The organism is Phenylobacterium sp., assembly GCF_031984885.1.
In the GTDB taxonomy this organism is placed as follows: Bacteria; Pseudomonadota; Alphaproteobacteria; order Caulobacterales; family Caulobacteraceae; genus Phenylobacterium.
The window spans coordinates 155,111-180,718 of the sequence record NZ_DAMABV010000008.1; the positions used below are offsets into that span (position 1 = coordinate 155,111).

Below are 25,608 nucleotides of genomic sequence, written 5' to 3' on the forward strand. Positions count from 1 at the left end.
GCCGGCCGCGCCCTCCACCGGATGCGACAGCGCTCCGTCCATCCAGGCGGCGCTGCCGCCCGAAGCGCGCCCGCCCGCCCAACGCCTGCTGGACGAAATCGCCGGCCCGCCGATCGAGCTGGCCGACACCTCCTCGCCGCTCGGCGTCGGCGGCCCGCTGGGCGGCGGCGGTCCGGGCGGCATCCCGATCGGCTGGCGCGGCGGCGGTGGCGGCGGCGGCCCCAGCGGCGGCTGGATTGCGCCTCCCGGCGAGGGCGATCCGCCCACGACGCCTGGCGATGGTGATCCGCCTGGGCCTGGCCCCGGACCTGGCCCTGGACCCGGACCCGGACCCGGGCCTGGACCCGGGCCTGGGCCTGGACCCGGACCTGGACCCGGACCTGGGCCTGGACCCGGACCCGGACCTGGACCTGGGCCTGGCCCCGGACCTGGGCCTGGCCCCGGACCTGGGCCTGGCCCCGGACCTGGGCCTGGCACTCCGGTCAGCCCGGTTCCGGAACCCGGGGTCTGGATGACCATGATCATCGGCTTCTTCGGGCTCGGGACCATGGTTCGCCGCTCGCGCGCGGCCGAGCGTCGGCGCGCCAACGCCTAGAACACCAGGGAACGGTGGGCGCTGACGCCGGCGAGCACGCCGGCGGCTGACGCCAGGGTGGCGTTATGCATGGCCGCCGCGACATCGCCGGCCGCGAAGACGCCGGGCACGCTGGTCATCTTGAAATCGTCCACGCGCAGATGCGCGCCGGTCATGCCCTCATCGAACGCGCAACCGAGCTGCGCGGCCAGCGGACCGGCGACCTCGGTCTTCGGCGCCACGAACAGCGCGCCCACGGGCACGACGCGGCCATCGCTCAGCCGGACGGCGTCGAGGCCGGGCGCACCGCCCAGCAGTTCCACGACCGGCGTGGGCTCGACCAGCGCGCCGCGGGCCGCGAGTTTCGTCAGCAGATCGGGGTCGGCCGGCGGCAGGCCTTGGGTGAAGAACGTCACCGGCCCCCAGTCGGTGACCAGCAGGGCCTGGTGCGCGGAACCCGCCCCGTTGGCGATGACGCCGAGGGCGCGACCGGCGACTTCATAGCCGTGGCAATAGGGGCAATGCAGGACGCTCCTGCCCCACCGCTCGCCCATCCCCGGCAACGGCAGTTCGTCGCGAACGCCGGTGGCCAGCACGAGGCGACGGCCCGCCACCTGCTGGCCGTCGTCGAGATCCAGTTCGAAGGCGTCCTGCTCGCCCCGCGCGGCAAGCGCGAGACCATGCACGAAGTCGACGCTCGGATAGGCGCTGAGCTGGCGAAGTCCCTCGCGCATGATCGCGGCGGGCGCGGCGCCGTCCAGTCCCAGGAACCCATGGGACGCGGCCGCGAAGCGGTTGCGCGGCGAACCTGCGTCGACCAGCAGCACCTTTCGCCGCGCACGCGCCAACTGCATGGCGGCCGAAAGGCCCGCGAAATTGCCGCCCACAACGATCACGTCATACGCCACAGGTCGTCTCCTCGGCTCTGAGGCGCGGCATCACGCCTCTTCATGAGTTACATGATGGGGTGGCGACGCACATTTCGCAACATCACTTGTTACGATATTGTCGGTGTATATCGAGGTTCGAGAAGCCGCAGAGGGCGACCATGCGCACCGACAGCCGACTATCCCGCATGCTGCATGCGTTGATTCACATGGACCGACTGGGCGGGGCCGCCACCTCCGAGACCTTGGCGGAGATGCTGTCGACCAATCCGGTGGTGGTGCGCCGAACGATGGCGGGGCTGCGCGACCACGGGCATGTCCGGTCGGAAAAAGGCCATGGCGGCGGATGGGCGCTGGCCCGGCCCCTGGGCCAGATCACGCTGCTCGACGTCTACCGCGCCCTGGGCGAGCCGGAGCTGTTCGCCATCGGCCTGGCCGACGACGATCCGCAATGCCTTGTGGAGAAGGCCGTCAACAGCGCGCTGTCGCAGACCCTGGAGGCCGCGCGCACACTGGTGACGGGACGTTTCGCCGAGGTGACCCTGGCCGACCTGGCCGCCGACTTCGACGCAAAGGTCTCGGCGCTACAAGCCTGATACGCCCCGGACAGGCGCGGGCCTGTCCGGGTCGAGGATGACCTAGCGGTCCTTTTCCATGCCGCCGACGGCGGCCTGGGCCGCAGCCAGGCGGGCGATCGGCACGCGGAACGGCGAGCAGCTCACATAGTCGAGGCCGACCTTCTCGCAGAACTCGATCGAGGCCGGGTCGCCGCCGTGCTCGCCGCAGATGCCGAGCTTGACGTTGGGCCGCACCGCACGGCCGCGCTCGGCGGCGATGCGGATCAGGTCGCCGACGCCTTCCTGGTCGAGGGTGACGAACGGGTCGCGCTCGAAGATGCCCTTTTCCAGATAGGCGCCCAGGAACCGGCCGGAGTCGTCGCGGCTGATGCCGAAGGTCGTCTGGGTCAGATCGTTGGTGCCGAAGGAGAAGAACTCGGCGTTCTCGGCCAGGTCGCCGGCGCGGATGGCCGCGCGCGGCAGCTCGATCATGGTGCCGACCTGATACTCGATCTCACGGCCGCGCTCCTTGAGCACCGCCTGGGCGGTCTTGTCGGTGAGCTGGCGCAGGTAGCGCATCTCTTCGCCCTTGGCGACCAGCGGGTGCATGATCTCGGGGATCGGCGCCGCCTTGCCGCTCTCGGCGATCTCGCAGGCCGCCTCGAAGATGGCGCGGACCTGCATCTCGTAGATCTCGGGATAGGACACGCCCAGGCGGCAGCCGCGATGGCCGAGCATGGGGTTGGTCTCGTGCAGCTCCTTGGCGCGGCGCATCAGCTTGGCGGCGTCGAGGCCGGTGGCCTCGGCCACGGCCTGGAGGTCGGCCTCGGTGTGCGGCAGGAACTCGTGCAGCGGCGGGTCGAGCAGGCGGATGGTGACCGGCAGCCCTTCCATGATGGTGAACAGCTCGACGAAGTCGTTGCGCTGCATCGGCAGGATCTTGGCCAGGGCGGCGCGGCGGCCGGCCTCGTCGTCGGCCAGGATCATCTCGCGCACGGCGGCGATGCGGTCCTCGTCGAAGAACATGTGCTCGGTGCGGCAAAGGCCGATGCCCTCGGCCCCGAACTGACGGGCGGTGCGCGCGTCCAGCGGGGTTTCGGCGTTGGCGCGGACCTTCAGGCGGCGGGCCTTGTCGGCCCAGGCCATCAGGTTGGCGAAGTCGCCGGTCAGCTCCGGCTCGACCATCTGCACCGTGCCGGCCAGGATCTCGCCGCGCGAGCCGTCGATGGTGATGACGTCGCCGGCCTTGAAGACCCGGCTGCGCACGCGCAGCTCGCCGGCCTTGCCGTCGATCTGCAGTTCGCCGGCGCCCGAGACGCAGGGCCGGCCCATGCCGCGGGCCACGACGGCCGCGTGGCTGGTCATGCCGCCGCGGGCGGTGACGATGCCGCGGGCGGCGTGCATGCCGTGGATGTCTTCCGGGCTGGTCTCGTCGCGCACCAGGATGACCGACTCGCCCGCCGTGCCGAGACGCTCGGCTTCGTCGGAGTTGAAGACGATCTTGCCGGTGGCCGCGCCGGGCGAGGCCGGCAGGCCGGTGGTGATCACGTCGCGCGGGCTGGCCGGGTCGATGGTCGGGTGCAGAAGCTGGTCGAGGCTGGCGGGCTCGACCCGCATGATCGCCTCTTCCTGGGTGATCAGGCCCTCGCTGGCCAGGTCGACCGCGATCTTCAGCGCGGCCTTGGCGGTGCGCTTGCCGTTGCGGGTCTGCAGCATGTAGAGCCGGCCTTGCTCGACCGTGAACTCGATGTCCTGCATGTCGCGATAGTGCGTCTCGAGCTTCTCGACGACGGCCTTGAACTGCTGGAAGACCTCCGGCAGCGCCTCTTCCATCGAGGGGGACTTCTCGCCCATCTCCTCGCGGGCGATCTTGGTCAGGGCCTGCGGGGTGCGGATGCCGGCGACGACGTCCTCGCCCTGGGCGTTGATCAGGAACTCGCCGTAGAGGCGCGCCTCGCCGGTGGACGGGTTGCGGGTGAAGGCCACGCCCGTGGCCGACGAGTCGCCCATGTTGCCGAACACCATCGACTGCACGTTGACGGCGGTGCCCCAGCTTTCCGGGATGTCGTGCATGCGGCGGTAGAACTTGGCCCGGTCGTTCATCCAGCTCGCGAAGACGGCGCTGACCGCGCCCCAGAGCTGGGCGTGCGGATCCTGCGGGAACGGCTGGCCCAGCTCCTGCTGGACGGCGGCCTTGTAGTCGGCGACGACCTTTTCCCAGTCCTCGGCGGTCAGGCCGGTGTCGACGGTGACGTCGAGCCGTTCCTTATGCTCGTCGAGGATCTCCTCGAACATGTGGTGGTCGAGGTCGAGCACCACGTTCGAGTACATCTGGATGAAGCGGCGATAGCTGTCGAAGGCGAAGCGGCGGTCGCCCGACAGCCGGGCCAGGCCCTCGACGGTCTCGTCGTTGAGGCCGAGGTTGAGGACGGTGTCCATCATGCCCGGCATCGAGGCGCGGGCGCCCGAACGGACCGAGACCAGCAGCGGGTTGGCGGTGTCGCCGAAGGTCTTGCCGGTGATCTTCTCGACGGTCGCCAGGCCGGCGGCGACCTGGTCCTTCAGCTCGGCCGGGTACTGCTTGTCGTTGGAATAGTAGTGGACGCAGGCCTCGGTGGTGATGGTGAAGCCGGGCGGCACCGGAAGGCCCAGGGAGGACATCTCGGCGAGGTTCGCCCCCTTGCCCCCCAGCAGGTTCTTCATCGACGCATCGCCGTCGGCGCTGCCGCCACCGAAGGAATAGACCCAGCGCGACTTGGTCAGCGTATCGGTCGACATTCCCTTCAAGGCCTCCTTAGCCCGTCACTTGCGAGAAATCCGCGACCCGCTCCATGAGGTCGCGAATCTGCACGAGAAGACGCAGGCGGTTCTCGCGTTCCGCTGCGTTTTCAGAATTCACTAGCACCGCCTCGAAGAAGGCGTCGACCGGCGTGCGCAGTCCCGAGAGGGCACGCATCGCTCCGGCAAAGTCTTCCTGCTGCAACGCCTGCGCCACGGCGGGGGCGGCGGCGTCGAGGGCGGCGATCAGGGCCCCCTCCTCCTTCGGCGCGCCGGGCATGCCGACGGCCGGACCGGCCGGAAGCTCGCCCTTCTTCTCCTCGGCCTTGAGGATGTTGCCGGCGCGCTTGTAGCCGGTCAGCAGGTTCTGGCCGTCCGCGCCGGTGAGGAAGTGGTCGAGCGCCTCGACCCGGGCGACGATGCGCACCAGGTCGTCGTCGCCGAGCGCGAAGACGGCGTCCACCAGGTCGTGGCGCTTGCCCTGGTCGCGCAGGGCGACCTTCAGGCGGTCGGCCAGGAAGCCCAGGACCTCGTCGGCGACCACCGGATAGGGGCGGAACTGGTACTGGATCTCGCCTTCCGGCGCCTCGCCGGCCGCGGCCGAGCGGTCGAAGCGGATGTCGAAGTCCTCGCCGGTCGAGACCACGTAGGGGACGCCTTCCAGCAGCGCGTCCTCGAACTCCTCGACATAGGTCTGGAAGACCTCGGAGGGCGAACGATAGGCCGGGCCGAGATAGCCGGTCGTGCGGCGGGTCGAGACGTAGAGCGCCCGGCCCGGATCGACGTAGCAGCGCAGCGACCTGTACCAGTCGGCGACCAGCTCGCGCACCGGCGCGCGGGCTTCCGAACCCAGCAGGATGCGGATGACGCCCAGGGCGGCGCGGCGCAGGGCGTAGGGGTCGCGCGAGCCGGTCGGCTTTTCGTCGATGGCGAAGAACGCGACCAGGGTGTCGAGCTTCTCGGCGATGGCGACGGCCATGGTCACCGGGGTGTCCGGCGCCTCGTCATTGGCGCCGACCGGCCGATAGTGGTCGCGGATGGCGTCGGCGACGACCGGGCTGATCTTCTCCTCGCGGGCGTAGTAGCCGCCCATCAGGCCTTGCAGTTCGGGGAACTCGCCGACCATGCCGGTGGCCAGGTCCGCCTTGCAGAGCCGCGCGGCCAGCACCGCCTTGGACACGTCGGCGCCGACCCGCGGGGCGATGGCCCGGGACAGCAGCTCCAGCCGCTCGACCCGCTCGGCCAGGGTGCCGAGCTTGGCATGGAAGGTGACGCCGGCCAGCTTGGCCAGGCGATCCTCCAGCGTGATCTTGCGGTCCTCGTCCCAGAAGAAGCGGGCGTCGTTGAGCCGGGCCGACAGCACCTTGGCGTTGCCGCGGGCGATCTCCTTGCCGCCGTCGGCCGCCTCGATGTTGGCCACGGTCAGGAAGTGCGGGGCGAGCCTGCGCGCGCCATTGCCGTCGCCTTGGGCGGGATCGCTGACCGCGAAGTACTTCTGGTGCGTGCGCATGGAGGTGCGGATCACCTCGGGCGGCAGGTCCAGGAAGGCCGGGTCCATGTCGCCCAGCACCGGGGTCGGCCATTCGGCCAGGCCGGCGACCTCGTCCAGCAGGCCGTCGTCGTCGACCAGCTCCAGATTGCGCGCGAAGCAGAGGGTGCGCGCGCCGTCCATGATGCGGTCCTTGCGCTCCTCGGGGTCGAGGATCACGAAGTGGGCGGCCAGCTTGTCGCGGTAGCTGTCGAAGTCCTTCACCTTGAAGGGCTTGCCCGATCCCATGAACCGGTGGCCCTCGGTGACGTCGCCGGCCTCGACGCCGTCGATGCTGAAGGGCACGACCTGGCCGTCGAACAGGAACACGATGCGCTTGAGCGGGCGCACCCAGCGCAGGGTTCCCCGGCCCCAGGTCATCGACTTGGGCCACGGGAAGTTGCGGATCACCTGATCGAGGATCTCGGCGACGATCTCGGCGGTCGGGCGGCCCTTGCGATGGATGTGCGCGAACCAGACGCCGTCCTTCTCCGTGAGCTGGTCGCGGGTCAGGCCGGTGGAGCGCAGGAAGCCCTCGATGGCCGCGTCGGGCGCGCCGACGCGCGGGCCCTTGCGTTCCTCGTGACGGTCGCCCTGGGCCTGCGGCAGCCCCTCGGCCACCAGGGTCAGGCGGCGCGGCCCGGAGAAGGTCTTGAGGCCTTCGGGCAGCAGGCCCTGCTCGACCAGGCGCTCGCGGACCATGCGGTCGAGATCGCGCGCGGCCTGCACCTGCATGCGGGCGGGAATCTCTTCGGAGAACAGTTCGATCAGCAGTTGGGGCATCTTAGACTCCCTTCTCCCCTTGCGGGAGAAGGTGGCCTCGCGAAGCGAGGTCGGATGAGGGGTAACGGCGCATCGGGAAGAGCCGAGCTGACAGGACGGCGCGGCCCCTCACCCGACCCCTCTTCGAGGGGCCACCCTCTCCCACGAGGGGAGAGGGAAAGCTTGTCTCACATCGTCCGAAGACCATCAGCCCAACTTCCCAAACTCAGGATCGGACGCGTAGAATTCCGCCTTCGAAGACCCGTTTCCGCCCTCGTTCTCGACCCAGGCTTCGGCGCACATCTTGGTCAGGTCGCGGATGCGGCCGATGTAGCTCTGGCGCTCGGCCACGGCGATCGCGCCGCGGGCGTCCATCAGGTTGAACAGGTGGCTGGCCTTGAGCACATGGTCGTAGGCCGGCAGGACGGTGCGCTGGCCTTGCGGGCCGCGGCCTTCCAGGATGCGCGGCACCTGGCGTTCCATGTCCTCGAACTGCCGCTTCAGCACCTCGACGTCATAGAGGTGGAAGTTGGCCTCCGACTGCTGGCGCTCGTTCTCCAGGAACACGTCGCCATAGGTCATGGGCGCGGGGCCGTCCGGGTCGTTGAAGGCCAGGTCGGTGAAGTGGTCCACGTTCTGGATGTACATGGCCAGGCGTTCCAGGCCGTAGGTCAGCTCGCCGGCCACCGGCCAGACGTCGAGGCCGCCCACCTGCTGGAAGTAGGTGTACTGGGTCACCTCCATCCCGTCGCACCAGACTTCCCAGCCCAGGCCCCAGGCGCCGACGGTGGGGTTTTCCCAGTCGTCCTCGACGAAGCGGATGTCGTGCAGGCGGGTGTCGAGGCCGATGGCTTCGAGCGACCCGAGGTAGAGCTCCTGCAGGTTGTCGGGGTTGGGCTTCAGGATGACCTGATACTGGTAGTAGTGCTGAAGCCGGTTCGGGTTCTCGCCATAGCGCCCGTCGGCCGGGCGGCGCGAGGGCTGCACATAGGCCGCGCGCCACGGCTTGGGACCCAGCGCGCGAAGCACCGTGGCCGGATGAAGCGTGCCGGCCCCGACCTCGACGTCGTGAGGCTGCAGAATCACGCAGCCCTGGCGGCTCCAATAGTCATGCAATTTCAGGATAAGGCCCTGAAACGAAAGCGGCTTATCGGCTGGCATTGAGCTGGGTTTCGCAGGCGCAAAAAAAGTCGGCGGACCATAGGGCCCGCCGACCTTCGCTTCAAGGCGGAATGCCTTGTCCTAATTGCCGCGCGCCGCGGTTTGTCGGCCCGCCCGGGACAAGGGCTTGTACTTGGCGCGGTTCTCGGGGGTATCGGCCACCGGTCCGTTGGTGACGGCGTCGGCGCTCACGGTCGCCGAAGCCGGCACGCCCTCGGCCGACGCATCGGGACTGGCCGGCGGCATGGCCGCCGTATCGCTGGGCGGGGGCATCGCCGCCGTGTCGGACGGCGGGTTCACGCTGGTGTCGGCCGTCGCGGACGCATCGGCCCCAGACGCGGTCATCGCCGATCCGGTCTCGTCTTGCATTTGAGTCGCCGCCGCATCGGCAGGCTTGGCCTTCTTGGCGCCTTCGCCCGCATAGGCGCCGCCCGCAAGCAGCGCGGTGGCCGCCGCGGCAGTCAGTAGGGTTTTCATCATCATCGTCATCGCCTCCGAATGACGCCGCCGAGCCCCCACTACCGGTCAGCGTGAGGTTCTAGCGCTCGACGCCCGCCTTTTGTTCCCTCGCCAAACCTCAGGCCCACCGGGCCGGATCACCCGCTGGAGCGCGGTTTCGCCTGAAATTTGGGCGCCGGACCCCGGTTCTGCACAGTAATCGGGCCGCACGCGCCTTTTCATTGATCAGAGGTTACCGGACACCGTTCGCCGCCGCGCGCCTCGATAGCGTCGCCCTAGCCGTCGGAGGGGGGATGCCAGCCGCATCTTCCGGCGGATGCGGGTCAAATCGAGGGCGAACCCCCTGGCTTGGGGTGCGCAGGAGCAGGCGATGAAACTGATCATAGCGATCGTCAAACCCTTCAAGCTGGACGACGTGCGCGAAGCGCTCGTGGCGGCCGGTGTCGAGGGGCTGACGGTCTCGGAAGTGAAGGGCTACGGCCGGCAGAAGGGCCAGACGGAGATCTACCGGGGCGCCGAGTACCAGGTGAACTTCGTGCCCAAGGTGAAGCTGGAGGCGGTGGTCGACGACTCCGCGGCCGGCAAGGCCGTCGAAGCCATCAAGGGCGCCGCCGCCACCGGGAAGATCGGGGACGGCAAGATCTTCGTCCTCGACGTCGAGGACGCTGTGCGCATTCGGACCGGCGAGACCGGCACGGCGGCGCTGTGACGCGCGCCGAACTCATCGGGACAAGGGGATAACGACAATGACGACATTGAGATTCAACAAGCTGACGGGCCTAGCGCTCGCCGTGCTGATCGCAGGCGGCGCGCTCGCGCCGGCGGCGATCGCCCAGGAGGCCGCGCCGGCCCCGGTCGCCGCCGAGGCCGCTGCGCCCGCTCCCGAGGCGGCCGCACCCGCCGAAGCCGCGCCGGCCGAGGCTGCTCCGGCCGAAGAGGAACCGACCCTCGACACCGGCGATACGGCGTGGATGCTGACCTCCACCGCCCTGGTCCTGATGATGACCATCCCGGGCCTGGCCCTGTTCTACGGCGGCATGGTCCGCAAGAAGAACGTCATCGCCACGGTCGCCCAGTGCTTCGCCATCACCGCGGTGATGAGCATCGTCTGGATGATCGCCGGCTACTCCCTGGCGTTCTCCGAGAACTCCAACGCCGCGCTCAACCCCTTCGTCGGCGGACTGAGCAACGTGTTCCTGGCGAACGTCACGTTCGAGGCGCTGTCGGGCACCATCCCGGAATACCTGTTCGTGGTGTTCCAGATGACCTTCTTCATCATCACCCCGGCCCTGATCGTCGGCGCCTTCGCCGAACGCATGAAGTTCTCGGCGATGCTGGTGTTCATGGTCCTGTGGTCGCTGATCGTCTACGCGCCGATCTGCCACTGGGTGTGGGGCGGCGGCTTCCTGAGCGAAGAAGGCGTGCTGGACTTCGCGGGCGGCACCGTGGTGCACATCAACGCCGGTATCGCCGGTCTGGTCTGCGCCCTGGTCCTGGGCAAGCGCAAGGGCTACGGCTCGGAGAACATGGCGCCGCACAACCTGGTGCTGACCATGATCGGCGCCAGCCTGCTGTGGGTCGGCTGGTTCGGCTTCAACGCCGGCTCGGCCGCGGGCGCCAACTCGCTGGCCGCTGTGGCCATGCTGAACACCCAGGTGGCGACCGCCGCCGCGGCGATCGCCTGGATGGCCATCGAGTGGTTCGAACGCAAGAAGCCCGGCATGCTCGGCCTGGCTTCGGGCGCGGTGGCCGGCCTGGTCGCCATCACCCCGGCGGCCGGCTTCGTCGACCCGAAGGGCGCCCTGATCGTCGGCCTGGCCGGCGGCGCGGCGGCCTACTTCGGCGCGGTCTGGCTGAAGAAGCTGCTCAAGTATGACGACAGCCTCGACGTGTTCGGCGTCCACGGGATCGCCGGCATCGTCGGCGCCCTGCTCACCGGCGCCCTGGCCAGCGCGGCCATCGTCGGCGAGGAAACCGCGGCCGGCGCCAGCGTCGTGACGCAGTTCATCGGCATCGTCGGCACCATCGCCTGGTGCGGCATCGCCAGCTTCGCGATCCTGATGGTCATCAAGTTCACGATGGGCCTGCGGGTGTCCGAAGAGGCCGAACTGGAGGGCCTGGACCTGTCGCAACACGGCGAGACCCTGCACGAGTAGCAGTCTCACCAGCGACAAGACGGCGACGGGGGCCCTGGCGGCCCCCGTTTTCGTTTGCGGCTTAGGCGTCGGGCCAGGGGCCGCCCAGGCGGCAGCGCGCCGTCCACCAGCCCGGCCGCAGGGCCGCCACCCGCTCGGCCAGGGCGTCGGCCTCGATATCGCTGGCGCAGATGGCGAAGCAGGTCGCGCCCGAACCCGACATGCGGGCGATCAGGGTCTCGCGTTCGTCGGCCAGGGTGGCGAGCACGTCGCCGATCTCGGGCGCCAGGCCGATGGCCGGCGCCTCCAGGTCATTGCGCATCAGGCCCAGCCATGCGGCCAGCTCCTCGACGCTCTCGAAGGCGTCCGGCATCGGCGGCGGGGCGATGTCGCCAAAGGCGCCGGCCGCGTCCAGGGCGCCGTAGACCGCCGGCGTAGAGACCCCGACCCGCGGATTGACCAGCACCGCTTCGACGCCGGGCAAGGCCGGGGCCGGCGACAGCGCCTCGCCCCTGCCCTGGGCCAGCACCGGCCGCCCCCAGAGGCAGGCCGCGCCGTCGGCGCCCAGGGATGCGGCGATCGCCTCCAGGCCCTCGTCGTCGACCTGGACGCCCAGCGCCGTCCGCAGCAGGCGCAGCGCCGCGCCGGCGTCGCTCGAACCGCCGCCCAGACCGGCGGCCACGGGCAGCAGCTTTTCCAGCGAGAGGCCGACCAGCGGCTGGGGCCCGCGCGCCCTGGCCAGCAGCGCGCGGGCCGCGCGCAGCACCAGGTTGTCGCCCTCGCCCGCCAGCATGCCGGCGAACGGCCCATGCACGCGCACCGACAGGGCGTCGGCCTCGTGCAGCACGACGCGGTCGCCGACATCGGCGAAGGCCATCAGGCTGCACAGCGGATGATAGCCGTCGGCGCCCGGCGCGCCGACGTGCAGGAACAGGTTGATCTTCGCCGGGGCGAAGGCGACGGGGCTCATCGCCGGCTACTGCCCGGCCACGCGCGGGGCCGCCGCCGGTCCCCTGGGCCCCTGACCGGAGGCAAGCTTGGCGTCGACGTCGGCCCTGATCTTGGCGTCGGGATCGAGGGTCAGGACCCGGCGCCACTGATAGTCCGCCTCGATCCGGCGGCCGACGCGCCAATAGGCGTCGCCCAGGTGGTTGTTGATCTCCGGATCGCCCGCTTCGAGCTCGACGGCCTGCTCCAGCAGGTCCACGGCCTTCTTGTAGTCGCCCAGCCGGTAGTGAGCCCACCCGAGGGAATCGATCATCGCGCCGGACTGCGGATTGGCGGCGACGGCCCGCTCGACCATGCCCAGCGCCTCGGCCAGCCGCTCACCGCGGTCGATCCAGGTGTAGCCGAGATAGTTCAGCAGCTCGGGCTCGTCCGGGCGAAGCTGAAGCGCTGCCTGCAGGTCGCGCTCGCCCTCGGGCCAACGGCCGGCCCGCTCGTAGGCGATCCCGCGCATGTAGAGCAGGCGCCAGTCGGGCGCGGCGCTCTGGTCGATCAGGCCGGTCAGCACCTGGGCCGATTCCGTATAGCGCTCGTTGACCCGCAGGAGATCGGCATAGGTGAGCTTGGCCTCGGCGTCGCCGTCGGCGGCGGCCTCCTGGGCCATCTTCAGGGCCACGTCGGGCTGCTTGGCGCTCTGATAGCTCCAGGCCAGCTTGCTGCGGGCGGTGGTGTATTCGTTGGAGCCCGGCTTGGGCCTGGAATAGGCGGCGCGCGCGCCCTGGACGTCGCCGGCCGCCTCCATGATGTCGCCGACCAGCAGCCAGGCGGTGTCGCGGCCCGGATCGAGGCGCAGGGCCAGCCGCAGATAGGCCAGGCCGAGCTGCTCCTGCTTGGCGGCCAGCATCCCGGCGGCCGGCGCGACCAGCACCTGGGCCGCGCCCTGGCGCAGGGACGGGGCCGGCGGCGCGCCCTTGCCGCCAGCGGCGCGGGCGCGGGCGTTGATCAGGCTCTGGTTGTTGGGCTGGCTGGCCAGGGCCTTGTCATAGAGGGCGATCGCGTCGGCGCGGCGGCCGCGGCGTTCGAGGAAGCCGCCATAGGCCTGGACGGCGATGTCGCCGGGGGCCTCGCCGCCGGTGATCGACTTGTAGTCGGTTTCGGCCTCGTCGTAGCGGCGGGCGCGTTCGTAGAGATAGGCTTGGCCGAGCTGGCCGAAGTAGTCGACCACGCGGTCGCCGCGCATCTCGGGCCGCACGAGCGAGCCTTCCTGGTCGCCGGCCATGGCCGCGGCCCAGGGCGAGAGCAGAGCGGCCGCGCCGCGATGGGGAAACCCGATGGCGTCGCCGGACAGGGCGGCCTGGGCGGCCTCGCTGTCGCCGGCGGCCATGAACTCGACGCCCTTGACCAGTTGGCCCAGGCGCCTGGTGGCTTCGGAGGCGTCAGGCCCGTCGGGCGCCAGGGCCGCGGCCCTGGTGATGTCGCCGGCCAGCACGGCGGCGGTGAAGGCGCGGTCGCGCAGCAGGTCGCTGGAGCCGCCCTCAAGCTCGGCGCGGGCGAAATAGGCGGCCGCCTCGGCCCCCGCCCCGTCGTTCAGCGCGCCCTGCCCCGCCAGGAAGGCCCCGTAGGCGGAGCCGCCCATGCCGTCATTGACCGGAGGGGTCCAGGCGACCTTCTCCGACGTGGTGGCGCAAGCGGTAAGCAGCAGAAGCGGGGCGATGGCGACAAGCAGACGGCGCATGCCTGCGAACCTCGGCGCTTTCGCGGGCGAGTTCAAGGCGTGGTCGACGAACTGGGGTGGAATCAGGAGCCCGAAGAAAGAAGGGGACCGCGAGGGTCCCCTTCCTGCCTACATGTTCGGATAGTTGGGCCCGTCGCCGCCCTGCGGCGTGGTCCAGTTGATGTTCTGCGAGGGATCCTTGATGTCGCAGGTCTTGCAGTGGACGCAGTTCTGGAAGTTGATCTGGAACTTCGGATTGTTCCCCGCCTCGTCGTAGAGCACCTCGTAGACGCCGGCCGGGCAGAACAGGCGCGCGGGCTCGCCGTAGCGGGGCAGGTTCACGTCGATCGGGATGCGCGGATCCTTGAGCTTCAGGTGCGCGGGCTGGTTCTCGTCGTGGTTGGTCGAGGACAGGAAGACCGACGACAGCTTGTCGAAGCTGAACTCGTTGTCCGGCTTCGGATAGACGATCGGCTTGTAGTCCTTGGCCAGGCCCGTCGATTCGGCGTCCGACTTGCCGTGCTTGAGCGTGCCCCAGGGCGACCAGCCGCCCAGGATGTTGGCGATCATGGCGTCGGCGCCGCCCAGGACGATGCCCGGAATGGTGCCGAACTTCGACCACAGCGGCTTGAAGTTGCGGACGGCCCACAGCTCCTTGTGGACCCACGACTTCTTGTAGGCGTCCTCGTAGCCGGAGAGCTCGTCGCTGGAGCGGCCGCCCTGGATGGCTTCGAACGCCGCCTCGGCGGCCATCATGCCGCTCTTGACCGCGTTGTGGCTGCCCTTGATGCGCGGGACGTTGACCATGCCGGCCGAGCAGCCGAGCAGCACGCCGCCGGGGAAGTAGAGCTGCGGCAGCGACTGCGCGCCGCCCTCGGTGATGGCGCGGGCGCCGTAGGCGACGCGCTTGCCGCCTTCGAGATAGCCGCGGATGGCCGGGTGGGTCTTGAAGCGCTGGAACTCGTCGAACGGCGAGATCCAGGGGTTCTTGTAGTTCAGGTGCACCACGAAGCCGATGGCCACGTAGTTGTCCCCGAAGTGGTACATGAACGAGCCGCCGCCGGTGGCGTTGTCGAGCGGCCAGCCGAAGGTGTGCTGGGTCAGGCCCGGCTCGAAGTTCTCGTCCGGAACCTGCCAGAGCTCCTTGATGCCGATGCCGAACTTCTGGGCGTCGCGGCCGTTGGTGAGGCCGAAGCGGGCCTGGAGCTGCTTGGCCAGCGAGCCGCGGACGCCCTCGCCGATGAAGGTGTACTTGGCGTGCAGTTCGATGCCCGGCTGGAAGTCGGGGCCGGGATTGCCGTCCTTGTCGATGCCGAACACGCCGGCGACGACGCCCTTCACCGAGCCGTCCTCGTTATAGACCACCTCGGACGCGGCCATGCCCGGATAGATCTCGACGCCGAGCGCTTCGGCGTGGGTGGCCAGGGCGCGGCAGACATTGCCGAGCGAGGCGATGTAGTTGCCGTGGTTCAGCATCCACTTGGGGAACGGCAGGAAGGAGATGTCCAGGTCGCCGTTCGGGCCCAGGATCACGAACTTGTCGCGGGTGACCTTGGTCTCCAGCGGGATGCCGAGTTCCTTCCAGTTGGGCAGCAGCTCGTTGATGCCCTTCGGGTCGATCACCGCGCCCGAGAGGATGTGGGCGCCGACCTCGGAGCCCTTTTCCAGGACCGCGACCGAAATCTCCGTCCCGGCGGCCTCGGCGAGCTGCTTCAGGCGAATGGCGGCCGACAGGCCCGAAGGCCCGGCGCCGACGATCACGACGTCGTATTCCATCGCTTCGCGTTCGATCGTCTCAGTGGCGATGGTGTCGCTCATGATCCCCGTAGCTCCAAATTTGCCGCGCGCGGGGTTCCCCTCCCCTTGTTTCACGTGGCGTTGATCCGTCGGGCGACTTATCCGAAGCTTGTGCAAGGGCGGTCAAGCGCGAACTCGGCTATAGACGCTCTTTAAAGAGAACCATGAGCCAAGCTGTTCCCTTCGACCGCGTCGCCGAAAGCCTGCTCGCCTTCTGGGCCGAGGCGGGGGTGGACGCGATGCTGCACGATACGCCCATCGATCGCATCGAGGCGGGCAAGTTCGTGCCGCCAAAGCCCGCCGAGAAGAAGCCGCTTGTCGCGCCCGCCCCGCCGCCGCGCGCGGGCGCCGGCCCCGACGTCGCTTCGGCCGTCGTCGAGGCGCGACGCCTGGCCGCGGAGGCCAAGGACCTGGAGGCCCTGAAGGCGGCCATCGCCGGATTCGACGGATGCCCGCTCAAGTTCGAAGGCGCCCGGCAGGCCGTATTCGCCCGCGGCGCGGCCGATGCTCCGCTTATTGTGATCGGCGAGGGTCCCGGCGCCGAAGAGGACCTGCGCGGCGAGCCGTTCGTCGGCCGGGCGGGCCAGTTGCTGGACAAGATGCTGGCCGCCGCCGGCCTGAAGGACCGGGTGTTCATCACCAACACGGTGTTCTGGCGCCCGCCGGGCAACCGCACCCCCTCGGTGCAGGAACAGATGGTCTGCCAACCCTTTGTGGAGCGGGCGATCGAGCTGGTTTCGCCGAAGATGCTGCTGCTGGTCGGGGCGCCGTCGGCCAAGTCGATGCTGAAGCGCGACGAGGGCATCCTGTCGCTGCGCGGACGCTGGTTCGAGTGGCGATCGGCGGCCGGCGACCTCGAACTTCCGGCCATGCCGACCCTGCATCCGGCCTTCCTGCTGCGCCAGCCGGGCGCCAAGAAGAAGGCGTGGAGCGACCTTCTGACCCTGACCGAACGGCTTGATCGCCCCCACCGCGACGCTTAAGACTGAGCCGTCACGAGAACTGAGGGTCACGTCCAGCCGCGCGCAGAGGCGGCGACGTGGGGATCGCATGCGGGCACGCAAGGGCATGCGGATCGCGGTCTTGACCATGATCTGCTCAGCCATAGCCGGAACGACGAACGCCGCGCCCCAGGCCCTGAGCCCGTGGGACGCCAAGCGCTACGCCGCCGCCTTCGACGCGGTGGATCGCGGCGACTTCATCGACGCCGAGATGCAGACGTCCGAGATCAAGGACCGTTCCCTGACCGGGCACCTGGCCTTCCGCCAGTTGATGCACCCGGGCGGCCATGTCGCCTCCTACGACGAACTGGCCCAATGGCTGGACCAGTACAGCGACCTTCCGGGCGCCGAGCGCATCTACACCCTGGCCTCGAAGCGCAAGCCCATGGTCGCCAAGCCGCTGAAGACCCCCGTGCTGGCGGGCGCCGACTGGCGCCGGGTCGAGGTCACCGCCCAGGGCATTTCCGGGAAGGCCCCGGCCGACCGCACCCGCAGGGCCCGCGAGGCCTTCTATTCGGGCGACGTCAAGCTGGCCATGGACCTGGCGCCGGCCGCCGGCGAGCGCTGGATCGCCGGGCTCGCCGCCTACCGGCTGAAGAACTACGACGCCGCGCAACGCTTCTTCAGCCAGGTGGCGCGCGACGAGGACGAAGATCCGTGGCTGCGCTCGGGCGCGGCCTACTGGGCGGCCCGCTCGCTGGAGCAGACCGGCGATCTCAACCGGGCCCAGGGCTTCCTGAAGCTGGCCGCGCGCCATCCGACCACCTTCTACGGCATGATCGCCGAGCGCCGGGTGCGGCTGGAGGCGCTGGACCGGGTCTCCGAGGCGCCGCCCCCGGAGATCGTGCCGGCCGCCTTCGCCTCGGCCCCCAGCGCGCACCTGACGCCGTTCATCCGCGAGGACGCCCGCGCCCACCGTGCGACGGCCCTGGCCCAGATCGGCATGCCGGTCGAGGCGGGGCTGGAGCTGCGCGCGGGCCTGGCCCTGGCCAAGACCCCGGCCGAGCGCTCGCAGTGGATGTCGCTGATCCTGGCGCTGAACGCGCCGCTGACCTCCGACGCCGACGTGGCCTCGGCCCTGCCGCAGGGCCGCTCGTTCGCCGAGCCGGACTATCCGACGCCGGTGCTGGAGCCGAAGTCGGGCTTCACCATCGACCGCGCCCTGGTCTACGCGATCGTCCGCCAGGAAAGCCGGTTCAACCCGACGGCCGTGTCGGGCGCCGGGGCGGTCGGCCTGATGCAGGTGATGCCCGAGGCCGCCGCCCGCGCCGCCGGCGACGACAAGCTGAAGGCCGACATGAGCCCGATGTTCGACCCGGCCTTCAACCTGCGGGTCGGACAGGACTACGTGACCTGGCTGATGGAACGCGGCGTCGGCTACGACATCCTGCGCACGGTGGCGGCCTATAACGGCGGCCCCGGAACCCTGCTGAAGACCGCCAAGATGGTGGGCGAGGACGCCGACAGCCTGATGCTGATCGAGTCGCTGCCGAGCCAGGAGACCCGCAACTACGTCGAGAAGGTGATGGCGGGCTACTGGACCTATCGCAAGAAGTTCGGCCTCGACACCAAGACCCTCGACGCCCTGGCCCAGGGCGCGAGCTTCATCGACGCGCGGCTCGACCGCTAGCTGAGCCAGGCTGCCCGGCCCAGGCGGCGGCGCAGATCGGCGAAGTCCTTCGGCGCCAGCTTGCGGAACGCCTCGGGCGACAGCAGCACGCCGGCCCGCCTGGGGCCGGTCAGGCGCTCGACCAGGGTGGGCGGCCCTTCGGCCAGCCAGGCCGCGCCGCCCCTGCCCTCGATATGGCGGCGCAGGCTCTCCTCCCAGCCGCGGCGCAGGCGCAGGTCGGGGGGCAGGACCAGGAACAGGTCGCCGCGGGCCATGGCCGCCGCGCTGGCCAGGTCGGCCGCCGCCTCGGCCCCGGCGTCCTCGCAGATGACCAGGGTCGCATCGGTCGATCCGGCGTCGGCGACGATCACCTCGCGCACCAGGCCGTCGACCGCCGCCGGCACCAGCACGGGCAGCAGCACCTGGAGCTCGCGCTCGGCGTTCGAGGTCGGGATGATGACCGAGATCATGCGTCCCTTGAGGCGGCGCTTCGGGCGGCGCGTCAAGATGTGTTCTTGATTTGTTCTCATGGAGACGCCTATGATGGCCCGGTGAGTACGTTCACCCAACAGATCACGGTGCGCGGCCGCGGCGCGCGGTCCAACGCCAGCGGGCGGTTCGAGAGCCAGGCCCGCGAGGCGTTCGACGACGGCTGGTCGCTCGAGGACCCGCAGCCGGCGCAGTTGCGCACGACGCTGACGCCCGAGCGGGCCAGGACGATCATCAGCAAGAACGACAGCCCCGACGTCGGCTTCTCGCGGTCGATCAACCCGTATCGCGGCTGCGAGCATGGCTGCATCTACTGCTACGCCCGTCCAGCCCACGCCTATATGGGGCTCTCGCCGGGGCTCGATTTCGAGAGCCAGTTGTTCTTCAAGCCGGACGCGGCCAGGCTGCTGGAGAAGGAGCTGTCGGCGCCGCGCTATCGGCCCGAGTTCATCCACATCGGCGGCAACACCGATCCCTATCAACCGACCGAGCGGACCGCGCGGGTGACCCGCGGGGTGCTGGAGGTGATGAGCCGTTTCAACCACCCCTGCTCTATCATCACCAAGTCGGCGCTGATCCTGCGCGACCTGGACGTCATCGGGCCGATGGGCCGGCGGAACCTCTGCCGGGTGGCGATCTCGGTGACGACGCTGGACCGCAGGCTGGCGCGCAGCATGGAGCCGCGGGCCGCGACGCCGGAACGACGGATCGGCGCGATCAAGGCGCTGGCGGACGCCGGCGTCCCGGTGGTGGTGATGTTCGCGCCCGCCATCCCCAGCCTGAACGACCACGAGATGGAGGCGGTGCTGGAGCGGGCGGCCGAGGCCGGCGCCAAGGGCGCGGGCTACGTGGCGCTGCGGCTGCCGCGGGAGATCAAGGACCTGTTCCGCGAATGGCTGGAGACCGATCACCCCGACCGGGCGCGGCGGGTGATGTCGCTGGTCCGGCAGATGCGCGGCGGGCTCGACTACGATCCCGAATGGGGCAAGCGGATGCGTGGCGAAGGCCCGATCGCCGACCTGATGGCCCGACGTTTCGCCGCCGCCAAGAAGCGGCTCGGCCTGGATGCGAAGCTGGAGTCGCTGGACCTGTCGCAGTTCAAGGTCCCGCCCAAGGCCGGCGACCAGGGCGACCTGTTTGCAGGCTGATCAGATCGCCTTGTTGTGGCGCCAGATGCGTCATGCAACTTATCAGGCGGGACTTGGGGAGGCGAAAGAATGGTCGAGACGAACGGCCGAGCGCCAAGGGATCCACGGCGGCTGGCGCGGGCGCTATCCGTAACGCTCGTCGCCTACGCGGCCACCGAGGCCGGCATGGCGGTGCTGGCGGCCATGGAGATCGGCCGGCTGATGAACGGCGCCGCAGAGCTCTCCATCGGCGCCAGGCTCGCCTATTTCGCGACGACGGCGGCGTGGCTGGCGGCCTGTCTTCTGACGGCGGCCCTGGGACTGCTGTGGTTCTACCGCGCCAACCAGAACGCCGCGGCGCTGGCGAGCGACAAGTCGATTTCGCCGGCCTGGTCGATCGCCTGGTTGTTCGTTCCGATCGCGAACTGCGTCATGCCCTTCAGGGCGATGAGCGAGACTTGGCGGATCAGCCTCGCCCCGGCGAACTGGAAGGAGACGCCCCTCCCCGAACGCGTGTCGTTCTGGTGGGGACTGTACCTGCTCAGCGCCCTGCTCGGCGTCATGGAAGGCTATCCCGGCCGGACGGGCCAGGATCCCGGTCCGCTGCTGCTGAGCATGGAGCTGAAGCTGGCCAGCTCGTGCATGGCCATCGGGGCGGCGCTGCTGCTGCGCAGGATCGTACGCGAAATCTCGGACGCCCAGGCCGGCGCCGTGATCGCGCCGCTGGTTTCCGGGCCGACCGCTCCGGCCGCCGTCAGCGGCTGAAGACGCCGACCAGCTCGACGTGCGGCGACCATAGGAACTGATCGACGGGCAGCACCCGCTCGAGGGTGAAGCCGGCGTCGATCAGGGTGCGGGCGTCGCGGACGAAGGTGGCCGGATTGCAGGAGACGCCGATGGCGCGGGCCACGCCCGAGCGCGCGATCTCGGCCGACTGCTCGGCCGCGCCGGCGCGGGGCGGGTCGAAGACCACGGTGTCGATGCGCTTCATCTCCTCGGCCAGCAGCGGGCGGCGGGCCAGGTCGCGGGCCTCGGCGGTGATCCCGTGCAGGCCAGGCGCCGTGGAGACCGCCGCGCCGAGCGCGCGGATGGCCGGGGCCGCGCCGTCGGCGGCCAGGACCGGCGCGATCCTCGCCAGCCGGAAGGTGAAGGTCCCCACGCCGCAGAACAGGTCGGCGATCCGCTGGGCGCCCGCGGCGGCCTCGACGACCATGGCGGCCATGGCCGCCTCGGCCTCGGGAACCGCCTGCAGGAAGGCGCCGGCCGGCAGGGCGACCATCGCCGCACCGATGCGGACGGCCGGCTGGCGGGCCATGTAGGCGACCTCGCCGTCCAGGGTGACGCGGGCGAAGTCGGCCTCCGCCGCGATCTCGGCCATGCGCATGCGCGCGTCGGCCGAGAGCCCGCCGCTCTTGCGCTCGACGCCGCTGATGTCGATGTCGAGGCCGGTGGCGGTCAGGGTCACGTGCAGGGTGGGCGCCGATTTCGGATGCTCGAACAGCGGCGCGGCCAGGCGGCGCAGGGCCGGGAGCGCGGCCTCCAGGGCCGGATCGGCGATCGGACAGGCGGCGATGTCGACGACGTCCCAGGACTTGCGGGTCTTGAAGCCGAGACGCGCGGCGTCCTTGCGGCCCTGGCGGGCGTGCAGGGCCAGGCGGCGGCGGGTATGCGGCTGGGCGGCGAAGGGCGCCAGGACCTGCGTCTCGATCCGCTCGCGGGCCAGGGTGCCGATCAGCCGCTCGACCTTCCAGGCCAGATAGGCGCCGTGTTCCCAGTGCTGCAGGGCGCAGCCGCCGCAGACGCCGAAATGCGGGCACGGCGGGGTCACGCGCTGGAGGCTGGCCTCCAGGACCGCCTCGACTTCGCGGCGCTGGGGACCGGCGGCCAGGCGGACGCGCTCGCCCGGCAGGGTGAACGGCGCATAGAGCGGCCCGGCCGCAATCCCGTCGCCTTCGCCGCCTACAGCCTCGATCACAACCTCCGCCGCAGGGCCGGAGGGGGCGTCGATGGGTCGGGCCCGATGAGGCCGGGGACGTCGCATGCTTGAAATCTCGCCTTGTGGCGCCGACCCCGCAATCCCAAGCGGGATAAGGCGTCAACGAAGATGAACGAACATGAACGGGGCGCTCAAGCACCGTTCAGACTCGTTCAGCCAAGTTCCATAGCGCAGGCGGGGCCTCGGCGCCGCCTCCGAGTTCGAATGATGGAGAAAGCCGATGAAACGCGCTCTTGCTCTCGCCGCCGCCGGGATGATCGCCACGAGCGTGCCGGTGATGGCCTTCCCGAGCGTCGCGTCGGCCCAGTCCTATGACCCGTGCCGCGAGCAGCAACGACAGAGCGCCAACAAAGGCACCATCGTCGGCGGCCTGGTCGGCGCCCTGGCGGGCGGCGGCGTGGCGGCCAAGGGCGCCAAGACCGAAGGCGCCGTGCTGGGCGGCGCGGTCGGCGCGGTGGCCGGCCACGAGATCGGCAAGCGCAACAGCAAGTGCAGCAACTACCGCCCTGCCCCGGCCCCGCGCCCGGCCGCCCGCACGAGCAACAACTACCAGCGCAGCAACTACAGCGCTCCGAGCAACTGCCGTTGGGTCCAGGACAACTACGGCGGGCGCAATCACAGTTACGAGGTCTGCCGTAGTCGTGACGGCGTCTGGCGTCCGAGCGGCCGCAGCTAACTGAACAAGAAGCCGCTCAACTCATCATCGCATCAGTCCCAAGAGGGGTATTTCGCAATGAACTTCCGTTCGACCTTCGCCAAGAGCGCGCTCGCGGGCGTGGCCGGCGTCATGGCGCTGGGCGCGGCGGCGACCGTGCCGACCTTCGCCGCCGCCCAGTCGGCGCCCTATTACGGCAACAGCTACTACGACCCCTGCCGTCGTGACTCGACGAACCGCGGCACGGTCGGCGCCCTGGTCGGCGGCGCGCTGGGCGCGGCCATCGGCTCCAACGCCGCGGCCCGCAACGCGCGGACCGAAGGCGCCCTGCTGGGCGGCGCGCTCGGCGCGCTGGGCGGCGCGGCCGTCGGCAAGAACTCGGCGGCCTGCGGCGGCACGGCCTATCGCGCCCCGCAGACCAGCTACAATGGCTATTACGGCCAGCCCCCCGTCGATAACGGCTACTACGCCCGCTCATACGACGAGCGCCGCTATTACGACCGCGGCGAGCCCTATCGGGTGGTCGAGCGCCCCGCCGCCACCGACGGCTGCACCCTGGCGGAAAGCCCGATCTACCTGCCCGACGGCCGCACCCAGAAGCGCTTCGTGCGCGTCTGCCCCGACGCCAACGGCAACTACCAGGTGGTCGACTAGAGCTCCCAAGGGCGGGGCATGCGGCGCCGTCGCCTCGCCCCCGCCTCCTCCGATCGTCATCCCCGGCCGCGCAGGCGTGCCGGGGGCTTTCGGCGAAGCTCGGCGTCTATGGATGGCCGGGACCTGACGGCCCGGCCATGACGAGCCGTAGGGAGAATGCGACACCCCTGCTCCCAAGGGGGAGCCCGTCGGCGTATTCGACGGACGGAAGCCGCCCGCCTCGCGCGGGCGGCTTCTTTTTTGGCCTGCGCCCGGCTCAGCCGCGGCGCGCCCAGAGCAGGTATTCGTGATTGCCGTCGCCGCCGGCGATCGGACTGTCGGCGACCTCGCGGACCGTCCATTTCGAGGCCGTGAGAAACGCTGCGACCTCGTCCAGCGCCCGGCGGCGCGCCGCCTCGTCCTTGACCAGCCCGCCCTTGCCGACGTGCTCGGGACCGACCTCGAACTGCGGCTTCACCAGGGCGACCAGATCGGCGCCGTCCGCGGCCAGGGCCAGCGCCGCCGGCAGGGCCTTGGCCAGGCCGATGAAGCTGACGTCGGTGACGATCAGGTCGGGGGCCGCCGGAATCAGGCGGGCGTCCAGGGCGCGGGCGTCGACGCCCTCCAGCCCCACCACCCGCGGATCGGCCGCCAGTTTGGGATGCAGTTGCCCGCGGCCGACGTCGACGGCGTAGACCCTGGCCGCGCCGCGCAGCAGGCAGACCTCGGTGAAGCCGCCGGTGGAGGCGCCGACGTCGACGACCGTGCGGCCCTCGACCTGCACCGGCCAGATATCCAGGGCATGGACCAGCTTGAGCGCGCCGCGGCCGACATAGGGATGGGCCGCGACGGCGGCGATGTCGGCGGCCTCGTCGATCAGGTCGGAGGGCTTGGAAAGCACGCGGCCGGCGACGCTGACGCCGCCGGCCTCGATGGCGGCCCGGGCCTTGGCGCGGCTGTCGAACAGGCCCCGTTCGACCAGGACGACATCCGCGCGCTTCTTGCCCAAGCCTTGCCCAGGCGGGTTAGGCCTGCTCCTCGACGAACAGTTTCTTCAGCTCGTTCTTGAGAATCTTGCCGTTCGGGTTGCGAGGCAAGGTCTCGTGCCAGAAGCGGACCTGCACCGGCACCTTGAAGGCGGCCAGATGCTCGGCCACGTGGGCGCGCAGTTCGTCCTCGCTCGCCGAGGCGCCGGGCTTGAGCGTCACCACGGCCGCGGGCTCCTCGCCCAGGGTCCGGTGCGGAATGCCGACGATCGCGGCGTCCATCACCGCCGGATGGTCGTAGAGAACGTTCTCGACCTCGATGCAGTAGATGTTCTCGCCGCCGCGGATCAGCATGTCCTTGGCCCGGTCGATGATGAAGCAGAAGCCCTCTTCGTCCAGCCGCGCCAGGTCGCCCGTGCGCACCCAGCCGTCGACGAAGGTCTGGGCCGTGGCTTCCGGCTTGTTCCAGTAAGCCTTCACCACCTGCGGGCCGCGCGCCCACAGCTCGCCCACCTGGCCCGGGGCCAGCACGGTGACGCCGTCGGCCGGATCGCGGATCTGCAGGTCGCTGACCGGAACCGCCGGCCCGCAGCTATCGGGACGGTTGGCGTAGTCCTCGGCGCCGTGGGTGGTGACGGTGGCGCAGGTCTCGGTCATGCCCCAGCCGTTGCCGGGCGCGGACTTCGGGAAGGTTTCCTTGATCTTGCGCACCAGTTCGGGCGCCGACGGCGCCCCGCCATACGAGACCGACTCCAGCGAGGAGAGGTCGTAGTTGGCGCGGGCCGGATGCTCGATCAACTGCCAGGCGATGGTCGGCACGCCGCCGGCCGACTGGATCTTCTCGCGCTGGATCAGCTCGAACGCGCGGATCACGTCCCACTTGTGCATCATCACCAGCTTGGCCCCGCCGGCCAGCGAGGGGTTCAGCACGGCCATGCAGCCGGTGACGTGGAAGAACGGGATCGAGATCAGCGACGAGCGCTGGGGCGCGTTGGGATCGGGCTCAGGCGGCCTCTCCCCGCGGCGCAGGAAGGCCCGCGCGCCGGCGACGGCGGCCGCGAAGATGTTCGAGTTCACCGCCCGCTGGGTGGCCAGCGCGCCCTTCGGCTTTCCGGTGGTGCCCGAGGTGTAGAAGATGGTGGCGTCGTCGTCCGGCGCGACGTCGGCCGGCGGCAGCGGCTGGTCGGGCAGCTTCGCCCAGTCGTTGGCGCCGCCGATCACGCTTTCCAGGGTGGCCACCTGGGGATGGGCGATCTCTTCGCGCGAGCGGCTGACATAGGCGCGGACCAGGTCCGGGCAGTTCGGCAGGTGCTCGGTCAGGCGCTCGTAGCGCTCGGCGTCCATCAGCACGACCTTGCTGCCGGAATCGGTCAGGCCGTACTCCAGCTCCGGGCCGGTCCACCAGGCGTTCAGCGGGGTGACGATCGCGCCCAGCGACGCGGCCGCATAGAAGGAGACCACCCATTCGGGCAGGTTGCGCATGATGACCGCGACGCGGTCGCCCTTCTGCACGCCGTCGGCCTGGAGTTGGCGGGCCAGGGCCGAGACGGCGCGGTAGAAGGCTTCGTAGGTGACACGCTCGTCCTCGTAGACGAGGAACGCCTTCTCGCCGTGGGCGCGGCCCAGTTCGACGATCGAACGCAGCGAAGGCGGAAGGTTCTTCCAGGTCCGGGTGGGGATTCCGCGGATTTCCACCGTCTCGATCTCGGCCGGCGACCCTGGCGCTGTGATCAGCGCGTGGGCCTGGGCGATGGACATGGCGGGCCAGCCAGCGGGCAGCGCAGCCTCGGACATAGGCGTTCTCCTAATGCTCGC

At 70.2% G+C, this 25,608-nt stretch carries 22 protein-coding genes; 10 read left to right on the top strand and 12 right to left on the bottom strand.

Annotated features, from left to right (window positions below; genetic code table 11):
- The first annotated feature begins 236 nt into the window (after window positions 1-236).
- Window positions 237-515, top strand: coding sequence for a hypothetical protein (locus tag RTL41_RS13950; protein WP_312165488.1), 279 nt, complete (start codon window positions 237-239; stop codon window positions 513-515).
- A gap of 76 nt (window positions 516-591) precedes the next feature.
- On the opposite strand, the gene RTL41_RS13955 is transcribed toward RTL41_RS13950, so the two are convergent.
- Window positions 592-1,482: an NAD(P)/FAD-dependent oxidoreductase gene (locus tag RTL41_RS13955; RefSeq protein ID WP_312165491.1), complete on the bottom strand. Its 891-nt coding sequence runs from the start codon at window positions 1,480-1,482 to the stop codon at window positions 592-594.
- 140 nt (window positions 1,483-1,622) lie between these two features.
- Between RTL41_RS13955 and RTL41_RS13960 the strand changes: the two genes are divergently transcribed.
- Complete coding sequence (locus RTL41_RS13960) at window positions 1,623-2,057, top strand: Rrf2 family transcriptional regulator (protein ID WP_312165494.1); 435 nt, start codon at window positions 1,623-1,625, stop codon at window positions 2,055-2,057.
- A gap of 42 nt (window positions 2,058-2,099) precedes the next feature.
- Here RTL41_RS13960 and ppdK read toward each other — a convergent pair whose 3' ends face one another.
- The 4 genes from ppdK to RTL41_RS13980 all read right to left on the bottom strand — a co-directional run bounded on the left by ppdK (window position 2,100) and on the right by RTL41_RS13980 (window position 8,736).
- Window positions 2,100-4,796, bottom strand: coding sequence for a pyruvate, phosphate dikinase (ppdK, locus tag RTL41_RS13965; protein WP_312165496.1), 2,697 nt, complete (start codon window positions 4,794-4,796; stop codon window positions 2,100-2,102).
- A gap of 16 nt (window positions 4,797-4,812) precedes the next feature.
- Window positions 4,813-7,107, bottom strand: coding sequence for a glycine--tRNA ligase subunit beta (glyS, locus tag RTL41_RS13970; RefSeq protein ID WP_312165498.1), 2,295 nt, complete (start codon window positions 7,105-7,107; stop codon window positions 4,813-4,815).
- A gap of 186 nt (window positions 7,108-7,293) precedes the next feature.
- On the bottom strand, window positions 7,294-8,247 hold the full coding sequence (locus RTL41_RS13975; protein WP_312165500.1) for a glycine--tRNA ligase subunit alpha: 954 nt from the start codon (window positions 8,245-8,247) through the stop codon (window positions 7,294-7,296).
- 81 nt (window positions 8,248-8,328) lie between these two features.
- Window positions 8,329-8,736, bottom strand: a complete 408-nt coding sequence (locus RTL41_RS13980; RefSeq protein ID WP_312165502.1) for a hypothetical protein — start codon at window positions 8,734-8,736, stop codon at window positions 8,329-8,331.
- A 340-nt stretch (window positions 8,737-9,076) separates the two neighbouring features.
- Between RTL41_RS13980 and RTL41_RS13985 the strand changes: the two genes are divergently transcribed.
- Window positions 9,077-9,415, top strand: coding sequence for a P-II family nitrogen regulator (locus RTL41_RS13985; protein WP_312165505.1), 339 nt, complete (start codon window positions 9,077-9,079; stop codon window positions 9,413-9,415).
- Between the two features lie 37 nt (window positions 9,416-9,452).
- Window positions 9,453-10,862 (top strand): ammonium transporter, encoded by a 1,410-nt coding sequence (locus tag RTL41_RS13990; protein WP_312165507.1) that lies wholly within the window; start codon window positions 9,453-9,455, stop codon window positions 10,860-10,862.
- 61 nt (window positions 10,863-10,923) lie between these two features.
- On the opposite strand, the gene RTL41_RS13995 is transcribed toward RTL41_RS13990, so the two are convergent.
- The 3 genes from RTL41_RS13995 to RTL41_RS14005 all read right to left on the bottom strand — a co-directional run bounded on the left by RTL41_RS13995 (window position 10,924) and on the right by RTL41_RS14005 (window position 15,318).
- A complete protein-coding gene (locus tag RTL41_RS13995) occupies window positions 10,924-11,811 on the bottom strand; it encodes a 4-(cytidine 5'-diphospho)-2-C-methyl-D-erythritol kinase (RefSeq protein ID WP_312165510.1) in 888 nt (295 codons plus the stop codon).
- Window positions 11,812-11,817: 6 nt separating this feature from the next.
- Window positions 11,818-13,521: a tetratricopeptide repeat protein gene (locus tag RTL41_RS14000; protein ID WP_312165512.1), complete on the bottom strand. Its 1,704-nt coding sequence runs from the start codon at window positions 13,519-13,521 to the stop codon at window positions 11,818-11,820.
- Between the two features lie 108 nt (window positions 13,522-13,629).
- Window positions 13,630-15,318: an electron transfer flavoprotein-ubiquinone oxidoreductase gene (locus tag RTL41_RS14005; RefSeq protein ID WP_312165514.1), complete on the bottom strand. Its 1,689-nt coding sequence runs from the start codon at window positions 15,316-15,318 to the stop codon at window positions 13,630-13,632.
- Between the two features lie 143 nt (window positions 15,319-15,461).
- Between RTL41_RS14005 and RTL41_RS14010 the strand changes: the two genes are divergently transcribed.
- The gene (locus tag RTL41_RS14010) at window positions 15,462-16,280 is read left to right on the top strand and encodes a uracil-DNA glycosylase (RefSeq protein ID WP_312165516.1); all 819 of its coding nucleotides are present in this window, start codon (window positions 15,462-15,464) and stop codon (window positions 16,278-16,280) included.
- A 67-nt stretch (window positions 16,281-16,347) separates the two neighbouring features.
- Window positions 16,348-17,928 carry a lytic transglycosylase domain-containing protein gene (locus RTL41_RS14015; RefSeq protein WP_312165518.1) on the top strand — a complete coding sequence of 527 codons (1,581 nt, stop codon included), beginning with the start codon at window positions 16,348-16,350 and terminating at the stop codon, window positions 17,926-17,928.
- On the opposite strand, the gene RTL41_RS14020 is transcribed toward RTL41_RS14015, so the two are convergent.
- Window positions 17,925-18,377, bottom strand: coding sequence for a cell wall biosynthesis glycosyltransferase (locus RTL41_RS14020; RefSeq protein WP_312165521.1), 453 nt, complete (start codon window positions 18,375-18,377; stop codon window positions 17,925-17,927). The two genes, RTL41_RS14015 and RTL41_RS14020, sit on opposite strands and share 4 nt — an antisense overlap.
- Before the next feature lie 81 nt (window positions 18,378-18,458).
- Between RTL41_RS14020 and RTL41_RS14025 the strand changes: the two genes are divergently transcribed.
- Entirely contained in the window at window positions 18,459-19,544 is a 1,086-nt protein-coding gene (locus RTL41_RS14025; RefSeq protein ID WP_312165524.1) for a PA0069 family radical SAM protein, read from the top strand.
- A gap of 69 nt (window positions 19,545-19,613) precedes the next feature.
- On the top strand, window positions 19,614-20,288 hold the full coding sequence (locus RTL41_RS14030; protein WP_312165526.1) for a DUF4328 domain-containing protein: 675 nt from the start codon (window positions 19,614-19,616) through the stop codon (window positions 20,286-20,288).
- Here RTL41_RS14030 and RTL41_RS14035 read toward each other — a convergent pair.
- Window positions 20,278-21,564, bottom strand: coding sequence for a class I SAM-dependent RNA methyltransferase (locus RTL41_RS14035; protein ID WP_312165528.1), 1,287 nt, complete (start codon window positions 21,562-21,564; stop codon window positions 20,278-20,280). The two genes, RTL41_RS14030 and RTL41_RS14035, sit on opposite strands and share 11 nt — an antisense overlap.
- 175 nt (window positions 21,565-21,739) lie before the next feature.
- On the opposite strand from RTL41_RS14035, the gene RTL41_RS14040 reads away from it, so the two are divergent.
- Complete coding sequence (locus RTL41_RS14040) at window positions 21,740-22,195, top strand: glycine zipper 2TM domain-containing protein (protein WP_312165530.1); 456 nt, start codon at window positions 21,740-21,742, stop codon at window positions 22,193-22,195.
- A gap of 57 nt (window positions 22,196-22,252) precedes the next feature.
- The gene (locus RTL41_RS14045; RefSeq protein WP_312165532.1) at window positions 22,253-22,828 is read left to right on the top strand and encodes a hypothetical protein; all 576 of its coding nucleotides are present in this window, start codon (window positions 22,253-22,255) and stop codon (window positions 22,826-22,828) included.
- Window positions 22,829-23,084: 256 nt separating this feature from the next.
- Here the strand turns inward: RTL41_RS14045 and RTL41_RS14050 are convergent, their stop codons facing one another.
- Both RTL41_RS14050 and RTL41_RS14055 read right to left on the bottom strand, forming a co-directional pair.
- Window positions 23,085-23,816 (bottom strand): TlyA family RNA methyltransferase, encoded by a 732-nt coding sequence (locus RTL41_RS14050; RefSeq protein ID WP_312165535.1) that lies wholly within the window; start codon window positions 23,814-23,816, stop codon window positions 23,085-23,087.
- Between the two features lie 16 nt (window positions 23,817-23,832).
- Window positions 23,833-25,587, bottom strand: coding sequence for a class I adenylate-forming enzyme family protein (locus RTL41_RS14055; protein ID WP_312165538.1), 1,755 nt, complete (start codon window positions 25,585-25,587; stop codon window positions 23,833-23,835).
- Window positions 25,588-25,608: the final 21 nt, after the last annotated feature.

Excerpts from the sequence above, each read along its gene's own strand:
- RTL41_RS13995 (WP_312165510.1), bottom strand. The coding sequence starts at position 11,811 with ATGAGCCCCGTCGCCTTCGCCCCGGCGAAGATCAACCTGTTCCTGCAC.
- ppdK (WP_312165496.1), bottom strand. The coding sequence starts at position 4,796 with ATGTCGACCGATACGCTGACCAAGTCGCGCTGGGTCTATTCCTTCGGT.
- RTL41_RS14000 (WP_312165512.1), bottom strand. The coding sequence starts at position 13,521 with ATGCGCCGTCTGCTTGTCGCCATCGCCCCGCTTCTGCTGCTTACCGCT.
- RTL41_RS14035 (WP_312165528.1), bottom strand. The coding sequence starts at position 21,564 with ATGCGACGTCCCCGGCCTCATCGGGCCCGACCCATCGACGCCCCCTCC.
- RTL41_RS14020 (WP_312165521.1), bottom strand. The coding sequence starts at position 18,377 with ATGATCTCGGTCATCATCCCGACCTCGAACGCCGAGCGCGAGCTCCAG.
- RTL41_RS13985 (WP_312165505.1), top strand. The coding sequence starts at position 9,077 with ATGAAACTGATCATAGCGATCGTCAAACCCTTCAAGCTGGACGACGTG.
- RTL41_RS13975 (WP_312165500.1), bottom strand. The coding sequence starts at position 8,247 with ATGCCAGCCGATAAGCCGCTTTCGTTTCAGGGCCTTATCCTGAAATTG.
- RTL41_RS13960 (WP_312165494.1), top strand. The coding sequence starts at position 1,623 with ATGCGCACCGACAGCCGACTATCCCGCATGCTGCATGCGTTGATTCAC.
- RTL41_RS14005 (WP_312165514.1), bottom strand. The coding sequence starts at position 15,318 with ATGAGCGACACCATCGCCACTGAGACGATCGAACGCGAAGCGATGGAA.
- RTL41_RS14040 (WP_312165530.1), top strand. The coding sequence starts at position 21,740 with ATGAAACGCGCTCTTGCTCTCGCCGCCGCCGGGATGATCGCCACGAGC.
- RTL41_RS14030 (WP_312165526.1), top strand. The coding sequence starts at position 19,614 with ATGGTCGAGACGAACGGCCGAGCGCCAAGGGATCCACGGCGGCTGGCG.
- RTL41_RS14015 (WP_312165518.1), top strand. The coding sequence starts at position 16,348 with ATGCGGGCACGCAAGGGCATGCGGATCGCGGTCTTGACCATGATCTGC.
- RTL41_RS14045 (WP_312165532.1), top strand. The coding sequence starts at position 22,253 with ATGAACTTCCGTTCGACCTTCGCCAAGAGCGCGCTCGCGGGCGTGGCC.
- RTL41_RS13990 (WP_312165507.1), top strand. The coding sequence starts at position 9,453 with ATGACGACATTGAGATTCAACAAGCTGACGGGCCTAGCGCTCGCCGTG.
- RTL41_RS14055 (WP_312165538.1), bottom strand. The coding sequence starts at position 25,587 with ATGTCCGAGGCTGCGCTGCCCGCTGGCTGGCCCGCCATGTCCATCGCC.
- RTL41_RS14010 (WP_312165516.1), top strand. The coding sequence starts at position 15,462 with ATGAGCCAAGCTGTTCCCTTCGACCGCGTCGCCGAAAGCCTGCTCGCC.
- RTL41_RS13980 (WP_312165502.1), bottom strand. The coding sequence starts at position 8,736 with ATGACGATGATGATGAAAACCCTACTGACTGCCGCGGCGGCCACCGCG.
- glyS (WP_312165498.1), bottom strand. The coding sequence starts at position 7,107 with ATGCCCCAACTGCTGATCGAACTGTTCTCCGAAGAGATTCCCGCCCGC.